Source organism: Streptomyces sp. NPDC091292 (genome assembly GCF_044757265.1).
Classification (GTDB): domain Bacteria; phylum Actinomycetota; class Actinomycetes; order Streptomycetales; family Streptomycetaceae; genus Streptomyces.
Window position 1 is genome coordinate 60,993 of sequence record NZ_JBIVUQ010000006.1, and the last position, 12,730, is coordinate 73,722.

Genomic DNA, 12,730 nt, shown 5'->3' on the forward strand with positions numbered 1-12,730 from the left:
CGGCTCCTAAGCCTGTTCGGCCTGCGTGCGGTTGATCTCCTTGATCTTCAGCATGCGCGTGATCACCTTGTCGAGTTCCCCGTCCTCGAAGACCTTCTTCCAGTCGTCGCGGACGATCGACTCGCGGCCGTAGTCCATGGCGATCAGGCAGGCGTCGGAGAACGGGTTCGAGCCCTTGAGGGTGTTGGCGAGGGCGACCTGCGTATGGCCGAGCAGCATCGCGCGGGCCGCCTTCTCCGGAACGCCGACGGTGTGCACGGTCTCGTGCAGGGCCTCGGTGAGCAGGGCGCCGACCATGCAGGCGATGGTCTCCACCAACGTCGGTTCCAGCACGGCGAGTTGCTTGACGGTGACCCAGTGCACGTCCACGACCGGCGCGTACATCACGCGGATCACGGACTCGGCGAGCGACTGCCGCTCCGCGTCGCCGCCCTCGTACGCGGCGACGACCTCCTGCGGCGCCGCGATCCCGCCGAAGGTGTCCGCCCACTCCTCGGGCGTGGTGCGCTCCAGGAACACGGACGGGTGGCAGGGGTGGGCGCACACGTAGTGCACATCGGCGCGGGCGTGCAGCAGTCCGGCGTACGCGGCGGCGGGGTCGAGGGTGAGGACGACCGTGCCGGTCCGCATCAGCGGGACGAGGTCGGCGGAGACCGCGCCGAGCACCACGTCGGGCACGGCGAGGATCACCACGTCGGCCTGGGCGACCGCGTCGGCCGACTCGGTGATCTCACGGCCGAGTTCACGGATGAGTTCCTGGCCCTTGGGGGACGCCTCGCTGAACAGGACCCGGAAGTCGCTCTTCACCAGGTTGTTGGAGACGCGCTGGCCCATCTTGCCGGCGGCCCCGATCACGGCCACGGTCCGCACGTCGGCCTCGGTGTTGTTCTCGGTGGCCATCACTTGCTCCTCGTCAGGGTGTTGATGCTGTGCTTCGTCCACTGGTGTTCGAGCCGGGCGGTGGCGTCGAAGCCGCCGTCCTGCCACGGGAGCCAGTGCTCCACGATCTGGTGGATGCCGCGCTCGTCCGGGCGGACCGTGTCGACCATGCCCCGGTGGTCGAGCAGGCCCTCGCCGAGCGGGCAGCCCGCGTAGGTGAAGCCGACCCAGCCGTCGCGGCGGGTGAACGCGAAGTCCTTCACATGGATGTTCACGACGTACGGCGCGGTCGCCTCGACGACGTCGGCGGGCCGCTCCAGACGGGCGACGCTGTTGCCGGGGTCGAGGACGACACCGAAGTGCGGGTCGTCCACCGCGCGGACGACCGTCAACAGGTCGTCGGTGGAGACCTGTTCATAGGTCTCCAGGCCGAGCGTGACACCGGCGGCGGCGTACGCGGGCACGGAGTCGGCGAGCAGGGCGATCGCCTCGTGGGTGCCGGGGCGATGGTCGGCAGTGTTCATCATGGAGCGGACGAGGGTCACACCGAGCCGGTCCGCGAGGTCGAGGTAGCGCAGGAGATGCGCGGGACGCACGCCCCGGGTGCCGAGTTCGAGGGTGAGGCCCAGGTCGTCGGCGGCGGCCCGTATGTCGGCGAGGCGCGCGTCGTCGTAGGTCTCGATGTCCGGGTAGTCGCAGATCTGGAAGACCTCGCCGCCCAGGTCCCGGGTGTCCTGCAACATGTCGAGCAGCGTCAGAGGGCGCGGTGCGCGGGCGGAGATGCGCCAGAAGTACGCGTAGGTGCTGATGCCGTACGCCATCAGGCCACCGCCCCGGTGAGCGCGGCGGCCTCGTCGAGGATGCGTTCGACGGCGGCGGTGTCATGGGCGAAGCGGCCCAGGAAGAGTCCGCCGACGGCCGGGCCGAGGCGGGTGAGCAGGCCGGGGCCCGCGCTGCCGCCGTAGATGACCGTGGAGCCGCTGTGCGCGGGGCGCTCGGTGAGCCAGGCGGTGAGGGCCGCGCAGACGGTGGTGATGTGGTCGGCGGACGCCGGTTCGGGGGCGCCGATGGCCCACTGGGGTTCGTAGGCGAGGACGACGGGTCCGGTCAGGCCGTGCAGCAGCCGCTGCGCCTCGGCGACGGTACGGCGTGCGGCCTCGTCGGCCGGTGTGCGGTCGAGTTCGCCGACGCACAGGACCGGGGTGAGGCCGTTGCGGAGGGCGGCGGCGGTCTTCGCCGCGACGACGGTGTCGCCCTCGCCGTAGAGGCGGCGGCGTTCGGCGTGGCCGACCTCGGCGTAGGCGCAGCCGATCTCCTTGAGGGAGGGGCCCGAGACCTCTCCGGTGTAGGGGCCCGCGTCCTCGGTGGCGATGTCCTGGGAGCCGACGGCGACGCCGGATCCGGCGAGCACTCCGGCCACCGGCACGATCGCGGGGAACGCGGGGAGCACGAACAGCCGGACCGCGCCGCCGGTGGTGGCGGGGTGGCGGTCGGCGAGTACGGCGATGCGCCGCGCCCAGTTCAGGGTCTCGTGGTGCCCGAAGTACATCTTGAGACTCACTCCGAGGGTGACCGGCGCAGCCGCTGCGGGGTCGGGCATCAGGCCGCCGCTCCGTCGTCCCCGTAGCTGTCGCCTTCGTAGCTGTCGCAGCCCTCGTAGTCGGTCATGAGCTGGACCTTCGCGGCCGACGGCGAGGTGGCGTCGAAGCGGTAGGTCAGCCACTCGGCGGCCAGGCGGCGGGCGAGTTCGAGGCCGACGACGCGCTGGCCGAAGGTGAGGACCTGGGCGTTGTTGGAGAGTATCGCCCGCTCGACCGAGAACGAGTCGTGGGCGGTGACGGCCCGCACGCCCCTGACCTTGTTCGCGGCGATGGCGACGCCGAGCCCCGTGCCGCAGACGAGGAGCGCCCGGTCGGCCTCGCCGCGTGCGACGAGTTCGGCGGCGGCGATGGCGACCTTCGGGTAGGCGGTGTGGCCGTCGGCGTCCACGCCGACGTCGGTGACGGAGGCGACGAGGTCGCTGGCCTCCAGGTCCTTCTTCAGGGCCTCCTTGTACTGGTAGCCGGCGTCGTCGCAGCCGACGACGATCCGCAGCTTGGTGCCGGGCATCCGATGCTCCATCCGGGGTGGTGCGGTGAGGGGGGAAGGGGTGGTCGAGGGGGTGCCGCTGCCGGTGTCAGCGGCAGGTGCCGAGTACGGGGTGGACGGCGCGGACGATCAGGGCCAGGGAGTGGGCGCCCGCGTCCGGTGTGCCGAGGGACTTCTCGGCGTGCGGCCGGGCGCGTCCCATGCGCGGGAGCAGCCGGGCGGTGGCCTCGGCCGCACGGTCGGCCTCGGTGGCCGCCGCGTCCCACGCCGTCGTCAAGCCGGCGCCGGTGGCGACGTGTTGGGCAAGGGTCTCGGCGAACGGGACGAGGACGTCGACCATGGTCTTGTCGCCGGGCCGGGCGCCGCCGAGCTTGCGTACGTGGGTGGACGCTTCGAGTACGCCGTGCGCGACGGCGGACGCGGTGGGCCGTTCCTGGTTGCCGAGCGCGGTGGCGACGGACCGCAGGATCACACCCCACAGCGCGCCCGAAGTGCCGCCCGCCCTGTCCGCCCAGGCGTCGGCGGCCAGGGTCAGCAGCGACTCGGCGCCCGCGCCCGACGCGTGGGCCAGGACAGCGGCTTCGTACGCGGCGGTGGAGCCGCGCCGCATGCCGATGCCGTGGTCACCGTCGCCGGCGACCGCGTCGATCCGGCCCAGTTCGTCGGCGTGGGCGTCGACGACGTCCTTGACGGCGGCGAGCGCGGCGAGCGCGGTCGTACCGGCGGCGCGTGAGGCGTCGGTGGCCTCGGGGAGCGGGGGTTCGGCGGCGGCGGTGTCGGCCGGGGTGTCGGTGGCCGGGGTGTCGGTCTCGGGGGTGGGCCGGGCGGTGACCGTGCCCTTGCGGTAGGCGGGGGTGTCGGCGGGTGCGGTCCACAGGGCTTCGAGGTCCGCGTCGAGCCAGGTCAGGGTGAGCGAGACGCCCGCCATGTCGAAGCTGGTCACGCGTTCGCCGACCTCGGGGTCGACCGGTTCGACGCCCTCGTCGGTGAGGAGCTGGGCGACCTTGCGGTAGACGACGAACAGCTCCTCGTACTTGACGGAGCCGAGACCGTTGAGGATCACGGCCGCGCGCTGCCCGTTCAACTCCGTCACGCCGTCCGGGAGTTCCTTGAGGAGGGTGGTCACCAGGAGTTCGGCCGCCTCGTCGGCGGTGGGCAGGCCCTGTTCGCCGATGCCGGGTTCGCCGTGGATGCCGAGCCCGACGGCCATCCGGCCCTCCGGGACGGTGAACAGTGGATGGTCGGCGCCGGGCAGGGTGCAGCCGGAGAAGGCGATGCCGAAGGAGCGCGTACGGGCGTTCGCGTGGGCGGCGACCTCGGCCACCGCGTCCAGTGACAGGCCCTGTTCGGCCGCCGCGGCGGCGGCCTTGAAGACGGGCAGGTCACCGGCGACCCCGCGCCGCTTGTCGGCCTCGGCGGGTCCGGCGCTGGACACGTCGTCGGTGACGGCGAAGGTACGGGTGGGGATGCCCTCGGCGTTCAGCCGCTCGGCGGCCTGCCCGAAGTGCAGTACGTCACCGGCGTAGTTGCCGTACATCAGGAGCACTCCGCCGCCCCGGTGCGCGGCCCGTGCGACGGTGCGTATCTGCTGGGCGGACGGCGAGGCGAAGACGTTGCCGACGGCAGCACCGTGGGCGAGGCCCTGTCCGACCAGTCCGGAGAAGGCCGGGTAGTGGCCCGAGCCACCGCCGACGACGACGGCGACCTGGCCGGCCGGGGCGGGGACGGCGCGGACGACTCCGCCGGTGACGGTGCGCACCCAGCGGCGGTGTGCGGCGGCGAATCCCTCCAGTGCCTCGTCGGCGAAGGCGGCGGGCTCGTTGTACAGGCGGGTCATCGCAGGGCCTTTGCGGGTGCGGGCCGCGTCTCGTCCGTGGCCGGGCGGATACGGGAGGAGAGCCAGACCATCAGGACGGCCGAGAGCAGCATGAACGCGCCGACGAGATAGAGCGGTACGTAGTAGGCGCCGGTCCAGTCCTTGAGCCAGCCGGTGATGTAGCTGGAGGCGAATCCGGCGACATTGCCCGCGGTGTTGATGAGCGCGATACCGGCAGCGGCGGCGGCGCCGGTCAGGAACCGGGACGGCACCGACCAGAACACCGGCAGGGCGGCGAAGATGGCGCACGCGGTGACCGTGATCACGGCGACGGTGGCGGCGGGTGAGCCCATGTAGAGGGCGAGCGGGATCGAGAGTCCGCCGACGACGGCGGGGCCCGCGACATGCCAGGTGCGGGTGCCGTGCTTGGTGGCGTGCCGGGTCCAGAAGAAGAGGACGACGGCGGCCGGGAGGTACGGGATGGCGGTGATCCACGCCTTGTCCATCACGCTGAACGTGGTGTCGTACTGGTCCTGGAAGCCGTTGATGATCGTCGGCAGGAAGAACGCCAGGGCGTACAGGCCGTAGACGAAGCCGAAGTAGACGGCGGCGAGCGTCCACACGCGGCCGTTGGTGAAGGCGGCCTTCAGATCGCCCTTGGCGTGCTTGCTCTCGTGGCCCGTCTTGCCGGCGTTCTCGGACGAGAGCGCGCCATTGAGCCAGGTCTTCTCCTCGGCCGTCAGCCACTTGGCGTCGGCGGGGCGGTCGATCAGGTAGAACCAGGCGACGACGCCGAGCACGATGGCCGGGATCGACACGAACAGGAACATGACCCGCCAGCCCTCCAGGCCGAACAGGCCGTGCCGGCCGATCAGCCAGCCCGCGAGCGGGGCGCCGAAGACGGTGGTCAGGGGCTGGGCCAGATAGAACAGGCCCAGGATCTTGGTGCGGTGGCGGCTCGGCACCCACTGGCTGAGGAAGAGGATCGCGCCCGGGAAGAAGCCGGCCTCGGCGACCCCGAGGAGGAAGCGGAGCGCGTAGAGCTGCTCGCTGTTCTGCACCCAGGTGAACAGGAGCGAGACGATGCCCCAGGTCACCATGATCCTGGCCAGCCAGCGGCGGGCGCCGAACCGGTGCAGCGCCATGTTGCTGGGCACTTCGAGCACGATGTAACCGAGGAAGAAGATCCCGGAGGCGAAACCGAACTGGGCGGCGGTGAGAGCCAGGTCCTGGCCCATGCCGTTCGGCTCCGCGAACGAGACGGCCGTGCGGTCGAGATAGTTCACGAAGAACATCAGGGCCACGAACGGCACAAGACGCATCGAGACCTTCTTGATCGCTGATCTCTCCACGGCGGTGGATGGTGCGTCAGCACCCATGGCGACTCCTCGGCTCGCCGGACAGCTCCGTCCGGACTGGGTCACTCCCGGCCGGGGCTCGTACAGCGGAAGCTGTCACGGCGACATCGGCCGAACTGGCTTCACGCTAAACCTCATCCTGAAATTGGTCACCAATTTACCAGTGTGGCTAACATCACTCATCTCCATGTCACCACCGTCTTGACAAAACAGCCCATAGCCCGCAATAAGGGCGGCTGAAACAAGTGTGATCGCGATCTGGTGTACTGGTGACCGTGACCAGTCAGCCCGATCAGCAGCCCGCGCCCGCACCCGACCTCGCCCAGTTGCTGCGCCCCGTGGTGCGCGAGTCGTCGGTGAGCGAGGTGGCGAAGCGGCTTCTCGATCATCTCTCCGCGGGTGACATCAGGCCAGGCACCCGGCTCCCCGCCGAACGGCAGCTCGCCGAGGCGCTCGGCGTGGCCCGCTCCAGTGTGCGGGGCGCCCTGTCCGCCCTGGACGTGCTCGGCATCATCGAGATCAGGCCCGGCTCGGGCTCGTACGTCCGCGAGGGCACGTCGGAGTTCCTGCCGCGCGCCATCAACTGGGGACTGATGCTCGGGCAGCGCCGCACGCAGGACCTGGTCGAGGTGCGTACGTACATGGAAGGCGTGTCGGCGCGGCTGGCCGCCGAGCGGGCCTCGGACGAGGACGTGGCCCGCCTGGAGGGGCACCTTCAGCACATGCGGGACGCGGGCCAGGACGTCAAGGCGTTCATCGACGCCGACATCGCCTTCCACCTGGAGACGGCACGCATCGCGCAGAACTCGGTACTGAGCGACATCCTGCACAGCATCCGCGCGCTGCTCCAGGTCTGGATGGAACGGGTCAGCGACATCGAGGGCACGGTCAGCGGCACCCTGTGCGAGCACGACGCCGTGCTCCAGGGCATCCGCGACCGCGACCCGGAGGCCGCGGACCGGGCGATGGCGGAACACATGCGCATGGCGAGCGAGCGTCTGCGCGCCTCGATGGAGCCGAGGAGCTGAGGGACCCCCGCCGAGGGGGTGGGGCACCTCCGGCCGACCCGCGCCTACCCGGCCTGCCCCTCCCCCGCTGCCCCGGCGCCCAGCGCCTGGAGGAACCACTCGATCTCCGGGGCCAGGCTCTCCGGGGGCTGCCAGCCGTTGATCACCGCGAGCAGGTGGAGGTAGCGCTCCCTGCGGGGATCGTTCGCGTTCTCCAGACGGCCGGCCAGTCGGCGCCGGAGGGTGGCGCCGTCAGGGCGGCCCACCAGATCCGCGTACCGGGCCATGACCTCCGTGACGACCGGCGCGGCCTGAGGTGAGCCAGGGGCGACGCCTGCCACCAGCGCCGGACCGGCATGGTCACGGACGATCGCGACGGCGTCGCGGCGGGGACCGACGGCGGCGCCCTGGGCGCGGTCGGCCAGGTGCTGCTCGACCATGCGCCGCAGCCGCGCCCGGAACTCCGGGTCCTGCGACAACTCGGCCAGCTCCACCCATGCCGCGACTTGTTCGGCCTCGGGGTCGTCGGGCAGTACGGGAGTCAGCGACCGGCTGACACCCGCGACACCGGGGGTGGCGTCCGGGCGGTCGAAGACGGCATCGAGAAAGTCGGCCGTCAGACGGTGGCGTTCGTCCTCGGAGAGCTTGGCCAGGTGATGCATGAGTTCCAACTCCTCAGGTGTGGAGCCCCGCTCGGCCACCGCCGTGAGCACAGCGCGCCGCAGCCGCAGCGTGCGGATCTGTACTGCCAGCGCTTCGGCGTGCGCGGCGGCGACCTCGGGCAGCGCGATCTCACGGTCCACGACCCGCCGGATCGTGGCGAGGTCGAGGCCCAGGTCACGCAGCGTCCGCACGAGATCGAGCCGGGCCACCGCGTCGCTGCCGTAGCGCCGGTGACCTGCCGGGCTGCGGTCGGTCGGCGGCACGATCCCGTGGTCGGAGTAGAACCGGATGGCCTTGACCGTCAGACCGGTCCGCCGGGCCAGGTCACCGATCGAGCAGAGCGTGTCACCGTCCATGCCCCCACTCTTCCGTCTCCCCCCAGGGGAGATTCAAGCCCGGACCGCCGCGATCACGCCCGTACACCGGATACCGCGCGGATACCGCACGGACTCCGTACCGTCGCCCTGGACGGTACGGAGTCCGGTCCGGTCCTCCGAGAGGGTCAGCGGTCCTTGCTGAGGGCGAGGAGTTCCGCGAACAGGCCGTCCGCGTGCACCAGGTCCTCGTAGGTGCCGTGCTCGATGATCCGGCCGCGCCGCATCACGACGATCCGGTCCGCGATTCTCGTGTTCTCCAGTTGGTGGGTCACGACCAGCGTGATGCGTCCGGCGGCGATCTTCTTGATCTCCTCGAAGATGTGGTGCTCACCGCGCGGGTCCATCTGCGAGGTCGGCTCGTCGAGGATGAGCAGGGCCGGGCGCCGGTAGAGGGCGCGTGAGCAGGCGAGGCGCTGCCACTGACCGCCGGAGAGTTCCGCGCCGCCGAACACTTCCCGGGCCAGCAGGGTGTCCAGACCCCGGGGCAGCTCCTCGATCGCGGTACGCATCCCCACCGCGTCGACGGCCTCCCATACGAGCAGATCGTCGGTGGTACGCGGCTGGCCGAGCGTCACGTTCTCGCGGGCCCGGAGCGGCCATTGGGCGAAGATCTGCGGTACCAGTCCGGTGTGCGCCCACACGGTGGCCGGGTCGGCGCGGGCGAGATCGGTGCCGTTCCAGGTCACGGTGCCCTTGTCGGCGAGGAGCACGCCCGTGATCAGCCGGGTGAGCGTGGACTTGCCGGAGCCGTTCTCACCGACGATCGCCACGATCTCGCCGCGCCGGAAGGAGAGGGACAGGTGGTCGACCGCCGGCTTCTCCTTGCCGGGGTAGCGGTACACGACCTCGTCCAGGCGGATCTCGTCGACCGGCGAGGTCACGGCCGCCGGACCGCGCTTCGGGGCCCGTGCGGCGGCCAGGTCCACGAACGCCCGCATGTCGGCGAGGTAGAGGCTGGTGTGGAACATCGCGGCGCCGTTGAGTACCAGTTGGGACAGGGCGGCGAGGGTGGTCTGGACGGCGACGACGGCGGTCGCCGCGACCGCCAGCTCCACCCGTCCGCTCAGCGCGAGCCAGCCGAGCGCGGACCAGGTGACCAGCAGGAAGAACCCGCCGAGCGACGAGGTCGCCAGCTCGATCCGCAGCAGCCGGGGCGCGACGGCCAGGGTGCGCCGGTCGATCCGCGTCGACAGGCTGCGGTACCAGAACAGCAGATAGCCGGTCATGCCGTTCGCGCGGACCTCGTCCCCGTACTTCGGCGTCGTCGACCACCAGCGCATCATGCCGCGGACATTGCGGTCGCCGACGTTGGCGTAGTGGGTGTCGTAGTCGACCCGCGCGGAGAGCACCGCGCCGGCGCCCGCGGGCAGCACCGCCAGGAACAACAGCGGCAGCAACAGTGGGTGCAGCGCGGCGAGTACACCGCCCGCGGCGATCATGCGGACGGCGGCGGCCAGGAAGCGCTGGCTGTCCCGCACCATGTGCGTGGTGCGGACCACGCCGATCTCGGCGGCCTCCTGCCGGTCGGCGAACCCGTCCTCGCCGTACGCGGACGCCTCGACCCGGCACACCGCCTCGACCAAGGCCGAGTCCGCGGCGGTCGTCAGGACCGGTGTGATGCGGCCGTCCGCGTACGAGGCGAGCGCGCTCGCGATCCGTACGCCGGCGGCGGCCACGGCGACGACGAGCAGCGCGGGGAGCATCGCGTGCAGCCGGTCGGCGACGGATCCGTCACTGACGAGTGGCCGCATGGCCCGCGCGGTGAAGGTCAGCAGCACGGCCGCCGCGACGCCGGTCAGGAGCTGGCACCCGATCAACAGGAGCACGGCCGGGCGGTCGATGCGCCAGGCCATCCGGGCGGTCTGCGAGAGCACGGACGGCAGCCGGGCGCACAGGGCCTGGAACCCGACGTCGCCGAGGGGGTTGCGGGAGTGCGGGCCGCCGAAGGTGAGGTCGGCCGGGGGTGGAGGTGGAGGAGCGGAGGTGGGGGTGGCGGGTTTCGGGGTGGGCGAATCGGGCGCCTCGGGAGCGGGGTTCGCGGGCTCGGGTCCGGTGGGGCGGGGGATCTTCATGCGTCCACCCCCTGAGTACGCCGATCGGACGCCGCAACACCCGGCACGCGGCCTGACACACCGTCAACAAGGCGCACCCCAAGCGGCACACCGCCTCCAGGCAAGTCGAACGCAGGATGAAGCCCGTCAAGGGTGGGAACAGGGTGCATGAGTCCTCCTGAAGTCACGACCACGGACACGACGGCGGGACAACGCACCTGATCAAGGACGCGTCACGGCCACCGAGGGGCGAATTCTCGGGCGTAAGTTCGAATGCTGGAGCGGGCTGCCCTCAGTTCCGGGCAGCGCCCTCGTAACGGGGCGTTCGATTCACTCGCGAGGGTCGCCTCACCCGTTCGAGGGATTGCCCGCCCGAAGGCCAAGGGGCGCCTGGGCCGACCGCCGACGACGTCCGGCGCGCCGGATCCGACACGTCTGCGCGAGTGCGAAGCGGTCTGGCCGACGGGGACGCCACGGTGATATCCATGCGGCGTGAAAAGGCCCCCGCACACCCCGGACGCTCCCTCCTCGGCCCTGTCGACCCCGGGCCCGCCGATCGCGCACCCTTCGGCTGCGGTCGCGCCCCCTTTCGACGCGGTCCTGTGCGACATCGACGGAGTGATCCGCTTCTACGACACGGCCGAGGTGGCGCGCCTTGAGCGCGCCGCCGGCCTGCCCGACGGCACCACGGAGGCGATCGGATTCGCGCCCGAGAACGACCTGCCGTTGCTGCTCGGGCGCATCACCCGTGAGCAGTGGGCGGACTCGATCGCCCGCGACCTCGCCCCCAGGGTGACGCCCGATCAGGCTCGGTCCCTGGCGAGGGCGTTCACCGAGGCGGACTCCCACATCGACGCCGAGGTGGTCGCACTTCTCCGTCGGGTACGCGGCCGATGCACGCTCGTTCTCGTCAGCAACGCGACGGCCTGGCTGGACGACGACCTCGCACAACTCGGCCTGACCGACCTCGCGGACCACGTCGTCAACAGCTCCCGCGAAGGCGTCGCCAAACCGGACCGCCGCATCTACGAGATCGCCGCCGAACGGGTCGGGGTCCCACCGGAACGGTGCCTGTTCGTGGACGACCGGCAGGAGAACGTGGACGCCGCCACCGCGCTCGGCATGACCGGCGTACTCCACCGGGACGCGGAGGGTCTGCGGGCGGCACTCGCGCCGCTGCTCGGGGCGGACGAGGCACGATCCGGCTTGACCGAAGTGGACTTCGCCCGATGAGCGGGCGGTGGGCGATGAGGGGGTGGCAGGCGATGAAGGGGTGCCGGGCGATCAGCCGGAGAGTCCGGGTTGCGGCCACCGCGCTGGCCGTCGCCTCCGTGGTGGTGCTGTCGGGCGCGTGCGACGCGCGGGGCGCCGGGGACGACAGGCCCACGGCGCGCGACAGCGGCACCTCACCGGCACCATCGCCGACCGCACCACCGGCGACCGCACCTGCCACGACCACGTCCACGTCCACGTCCACGTCCACGTCCACGTCCACGTCCCCGGTGCGGGACCCCACCCCGCAGGTCCGACTCCTCGTCAATTTCATGATCAGCGGCGGCTACGCGGGCCGGGACGACCAACTCCTCCTCTACACCGACGGCACATACACCGTCTCCACCCGCAACAAGCCGAGCAGCACCCACCAACTCGACGCCAAGCCGCTCGGAGAATTGCGCGCCGACCTCAAGGACGCGGACCTCGGCAGCCTGCCAGGACGGATCATCGACGAACGCGGCCGGGACATGTTCCACTACCGCATCGCCCACGACGACCACGTGGTCGTCACCGACCTGACCCGCTCCTACCCCCGCCTGGACAGACTGGTCCACCGCTTGGAGCGCCTGGTCGACGCCGCCTAGCACTCCAGCACGATCCGGCTGTCCGACCCTCATCCCCGTGGGGCAGAGTAGAGCCCATGTCCACGTACAAGACGATGTCGTTCCACCTGGAGACCGAGCGGCTGATACTGCGGCCGTGGGCCGATTCGGACGCCGCCGAGTTCAGCGCCCTCCTCTCCGAACGCGGCGACGGAACGCCCACGGTCGAACACACCCGGACGTCCATCGCAAAGCTGCTCGACGCGACAGCGACAACGGGGATCGCCCTGCTGCCCATCCAGCGCCGTGACGAAGGCGACTTCATCGGCTACTGCGGGCTGATCATCGGCCGCTCCACCCTGGAGGAGCCCGAAATCGCGTATGAGCTGTTCCAGCGCGCGCATGGGCGCGGCTACGCCACCGAGGCGGCCCGCGCGGTGCTCGACGCCGCCATCGCGACCGGGCGGAAACGGCTCTGGTCGACCGTCGGCGCGTGGAACACACCGTCCCTCCGTGTCCTGGAGAAACTCGGGTTCGAGCGGGATCACGTTTCCATGGAGGACAACGGCGAAGTGGTATGGCTCACGCGCTCGTTGCCGTGAAGCGGGTGAACCGCAGAATCGTGCCTGCGAGGCGATCTTGCGTATCCTCTTGGTCCGGAGTGCGTCGACACT

The 12,730-nt window shown here is 71.1% G+C and carries 12 protein-coding genes; 4 read left to right on the forward strand and 8 right to left on the reverse strand.

Going from position 1 to position 12,730, the window contains the following annotated elements; all coding sequences use genetic code 11:
- Positions 1-6: 6 nt before the first annotated feature.
- From ACIQNU_RS18710 to ACIQNU_RS18735, 6 genes are all read right to left on the reverse strand, one after another.
- On the reverse strand, positions 7-900 hold the full coding sequence (locus ACIQNU_RS18710) for a phosphogluconate dehydrogenase C-terminal domain-containing protein (RefSeq protein WP_401367279.1): 894 nt from the start codon (positions 898-900) through the stop codon (positions 7-9).
- On the reverse strand, positions 900-1,700 hold the full coding sequence (locus ACIQNU_RS18715) for a sugar phosphate isomerase/epimerase family protein (RefSeq protein WP_401367281.1): 801 nt from the start codon (positions 1,698-1,700) through the stop codon (positions 900-902). Before ACIQNU_RS18715 ends, ACIQNU_RS18710 begins: the two co-directional genes overlap by 1 nt.
- The gene (locus ACIQNU_RS18720; protein ID WP_401367283.1) at positions 1,700-2,479 is read right to left on the reverse strand and encodes a triose-phosphate isomerase family protein; all 780 of its coding nucleotides are present in this window, start codon (positions 2,477-2,479) and stop codon (positions 1,700-1,702) included. Before ACIQNU_RS18720 ends, ACIQNU_RS18715 begins: the two co-directional genes overlap by 1 nt.
- Positions 2,479-2,988: a ribose-5-phosphate isomerase gene (locus ACIQNU_RS18725; protein WP_401367286.1), complete on the reverse strand. Its 510-nt coding sequence runs from the start codon at positions 2,986-2,988 to the stop codon at positions 2,479-2,481. The genes ACIQNU_RS18720 and ACIQNU_RS18725 overlap by 1 nt, the downstream gene beginning before the upstream one ends.
- Before the next feature lie 67 nt (positions 2,989-3,055).
- Positions 3,056-4,804 (reverse strand): dihydroxyacetone kinase family protein, encoded by a 1,749-nt coding sequence (locus ACIQNU_RS18730; protein ID WP_401367288.1) that lies wholly within the window; start codon positions 4,802-4,804, stop codon positions 3,056-3,058.
- Positions 4,801-6,162, reverse strand: coding sequence for an MFS transporter (locus tag ACIQNU_RS18735; RefSeq protein ID WP_401367291.1), 1,362 nt, complete (start codon positions 6,160-6,162; stop codon positions 4,801-4,803). Before ACIQNU_RS18735 ends, ACIQNU_RS18730 begins: the two co-directional genes overlap by 4 nt.
- A 248-nt stretch (positions 6,163-6,410) precedes the next feature.
- On the opposite strand from ACIQNU_RS18735, the gene ACIQNU_RS18740 reads away from it, so the two are divergent.
- On the forward strand, positions 6,411-7,169 hold the full coding sequence (locus tag ACIQNU_RS18740; protein WP_401367293.1) for a FadR/GntR family transcriptional regulator: 759 nt from the start codon (positions 6,411-6,413) through the stop codon (positions 7,167-7,169).
- A gap of 44 nt (positions 7,170-7,213) precedes the next feature.
- On the opposite strand, the gene ACIQNU_RS18745 is transcribed toward ACIQNU_RS18740, so the two are convergent.
- Complete coding sequence (locus tag ACIQNU_RS18745; protein ID WP_401367295.1) at positions 7,214-8,167, reverse strand: MerR family transcriptional regulator; 954 nt, start codon at positions 8,165-8,167, stop codon at positions 7,214-7,216.
- Between the two features lie 146 nt (positions 8,168-8,313).
- Positions 8,314-10,260 (reverse strand): ATP-binding cassette domain-containing protein, encoded by a 1,947-nt coding sequence (locus ACIQNU_RS18750; RefSeq protein WP_401367298.1) that lies wholly within the window; start codon positions 10,258-10,260, stop codon positions 8,314-8,316.
- Positions 10,261-10,731: 471 nt separating this feature from the next.
- Between ACIQNU_RS18750 and ACIQNU_RS18755 the strand changes: the two genes are divergently transcribed.
- Genes ACIQNU_RS18755 through ACIQNU_RS18765 form a run of 3 tightly spaced genes read left to right on the forward strand, consistent with a single transcriptional unit; the run spans position 10,732 to position 12,658 of the window.
- On the forward strand, positions 10,732-11,472 hold the full coding sequence (locus ACIQNU_RS18755) for an HAD family hydrolase (protein WP_401367300.1): 741 nt from the start codon (positions 10,732-10,734) through the stop codon (positions 11,470-11,472).
- Positions 11,469-12,098: a hypothetical protein gene (locus tag ACIQNU_RS18760; protein ID WP_401367303.1), complete on the forward strand. Its 630-nt coding sequence runs from the start codon at positions 11,469-11,471 to the stop codon at positions 12,096-12,098. The genes ACIQNU_RS18755 and ACIQNU_RS18760 overlap by 4 nt, the downstream gene beginning before the upstream one ends.
- A 56-nt stretch (positions 12,099-12,154) precedes the next feature.
- Positions 12,155-12,658 (forward strand): GNAT family N-acetyltransferase, encoded by a 504-nt coding sequence (locus ACIQNU_RS18765; protein ID WP_401367305.1) that lies wholly within the window; start codon positions 12,155-12,157, stop codon positions 12,656-12,658.
- Positions 12,659-12,730 lie beyond the last annotated feature (72 nt).